The organism is Streptomyces calidiresistens (assembly GCF_014141525.1).
GTDB lineage: Bacteria > Actinomycetota > Actinomycetes > Streptomycetales > Streptomycetaceae > Streptomyces > Streptomyces calidiresistens.
This window is the reverse complement of record NZ_VKHS01001048.1, coordinates 1-1,526: the sequence shown is the minus strand read 5'-3', so window position 1 is coordinate 1,526 and position 1,526 is coordinate 1. Positions and strand designations below refer to the sequence as shown.

Annotated in this window: 2 protein-coding genes; both read left to right on the top strand. The window is 74.5% G+C overall.

The features are described from left to right. Positions 1 to 127 precede the first annotated feature (127 nt). The gene (locus FOE67_RS25335) at positions 128 to 820 is read left to right on the top strand and encodes a zinc finger domain-containing protein (RefSeq protein ID WP_182667148.1); all 693 of its coding nucleotides are present in this window, start codon (positions 128 to 130) and stop codon (positions 818 to 820) included. A 70-nt stretch (positions 821 to 890) separates the two neighbouring features. Then, the gene (locus tag FOE67_RS25330; RefSeq protein WP_182667147.1) at positions 891 to 1,523 is read left to right on the top strand and encodes a WhiB family transcriptional regulator; all 633 of its coding nucleotides are present in this window, start codon (positions 891 to 893) and stop codon (positions 1,521 to 1,523) included. The last annotated feature ends 3 nt before the right edge of the window (positions 1,524 to 1,526 follow it).

Below are 1,526 nucleotides of genomic sequence, written 5' to 3'. Positions count from 1 at the left end.
ACAGCACCCCCTTTGTGGGCCTTTTGTACGCATCTACCGGCATACTTTTTTTTTTTTTTATATGTGTATAAGAGACAGCCGCGGCCCTGCTGGCCGCCCTGGACGAGCCGACCGGAACGGAGTAGCCGTGGACCGTCGAGAGAGCGCCGCCCTGCTGGCCTACATCGGCCGGCTGGACCCCCGCACCATCCGCACCGACCCGGCCGAGGTCCGCGAGCAGCTCGACCGCTGGCACGAGCTGCTCGCCGAGGTCCCCGCCGCCACGCCGCAGGGCTGGGACGCCCGCGTGGTCGCCCGTGAGCACGTCCTGACCTCGCCGTACCCGATCATGCCGGTGGACATCGCCCGCGCATGGCGAGCCCATCGGCGCGACCGCCTGCAACGGCACACCGACCCCACCCCGGGTGCCGACCCGGATGATCCGGTGGCCTGGAACGCCGAACTGGCCGGTACCCGACGGGCCGTGGCGAGCGGGAGGACCGCGCCGGTCCACCTCCGGCAGATCACCGGCGCCCGGCCCCGCCCGGAATTGGAGGCGCGGCTGCGGGAGGTCGGCTCCTGCATCCCCGCCCCGGCCCGAGCAGCCCTGGCGCCCTACCGGCCCGCCCGCGCGGCCCGCGAGGCGGCCATCGCCCGGGGGCTGCCCGACGCCCTGACCGTGCGCTGCGAGTGGTGCCACGCCCCGGTCGGCGAGCCGTGCCGACGCCGACGGATCGCCCCCGACGGCGCGGCACGCGGCAGTACCCCCCGCGCGACCCCGCATCCGGGTCGCGTCGACCTCGCCGCGGCCCACCGGGACCGGCAGCCCGAAACCACCTGACCCGCCCCCACCCCACCGTCACCGCCTCCCGGCTCCGGCCGGGGGCGCGGCGGCCACACCGGAGACCACCGTGCGAGACCTCCCCACCCCCGATGCGCCGGCCACCGACCTGCGCGGTATCGGCGACACCAGCTGGCAGGCCCGCGCCGGGTGCCGGGGCATGGACCCCGGCGACGCGGACGCCCTCTTCTTCCCACTCCCCCGCGACCACGAGGCCATCGCCGAGGCCAAAGAGCTGTGCGACCCGTGCCCGGTGCGCCGCGAGTGCCTCAACCACGCCCTGGAGAACGGCCTGCGAGAGGGCACCTGGGGCGGGCTGACCGAGGCCGAGCGCCGCCCCTGGCACGAGGGCCTGTCCCACCGCTTGGACCACAGCCGCGTGATCGCCTTCTTCAAGGGCCGCGATGTCCACCTGAGCGAAGCCGAACGCCGGGTGGTCATCGACCACGCCTACGTCCGGGGCTGGCGCCCCGAACGGCTGGCCCTCGCCCTGCGGATCAACCCCAAACACGCCCGCGACCTGCTGCGGCAGGCAGCCGACAAGGTCCTGGACCGCGACCGGAACCACGGCATGCCCCGAGCCGGGAGCAGGGGAAGGAAGCGGTCGGTCCCCTCCACGGCCGAGGCTCCCTCCACTTCGGCCCCCACCCCCCGGCCGGTCCGGCGGCCATCCGCGCAGTCCCCTCTCGGAAAGGCAGCATGACCC